Genomic DNA, 654 nt, shown 5'->3' on the forward strand with positions numbered 1-654 from the left:
CTCCAGCAAATGATTAAAGACACCTGCGCGGAGATCATTCCCACGTTGATTGAACACTATATCGAAGAGTCTCGCGAACGGATGCAAAAAATAGAGCGGGCGTTGGGTGAGCATGACCTAGAAAAACTCGAGTTTGAAGTCCATACACTCGGCAGTTCTGCACTGGCATTAGGCAATCGCCCATTATCTCGTCAAGCCAGAAGCATCGAGAAACATTGTGTCGAAGGTAAAACCCAACACGCATTGGAGCTGTGTGCGGCATTGCCTTTACTGGCTGAACGTTCGTTTGAAGCGCTCAACCTGCGCAAGGCTCAAGGTTTTGAGTAACAAGAAGAAAACCCGCAAAACCATATGAACCATCGCACTTATTCAAGTGCGATTTGGTCTTCATCTTTTAAAATCCATACCGCGCTTAATCAATTAAAAAGTAAAGAATTTTCGCAATATCCCTGCCCTGTGCTAATACTTAACTATAACTTTTCTCAAATTGAGAATCTTCTAGCGACTTGAGGATGCTTATCTATTTTTTCTTTCTCATCAATCTCCAAGTGAGCTGGCAGAATCATAACAATGAATCAGATTAAGTTGGGATAGGACTATGAGACCAAGGGTGTTACTGGTAGAAGACTCTACCTCATTAGCCATACTTTATAA

At 42.5% G+C, this 654-nt stretch carries 1 protein-coding gene; it reads left to right on the forward strand.

Annotated elements, in window-relative coordinates; translation table 11 throughout:
* Positions 1-327 (forward strand): Hpt domain-containing protein (locus tag R7Z49_RS25585; RefSeq protein ID WP_318112470.1); only part of this gene is annotated, 327 nt, incomplete at its 5' end.
* Positions 328-654: the final 327 nt, after the last annotated feature.

The sequence above is a fragment of the Vibrio sp. 1562 genome (genome assembly GCF_033340155.1).
Classification (GTDB): Bacteria; Pseudomonadota; Gammaproteobacteria; order Enterobacterales; family Vibrionaceae; genus Vibrio; species Vibrio alginolyticus.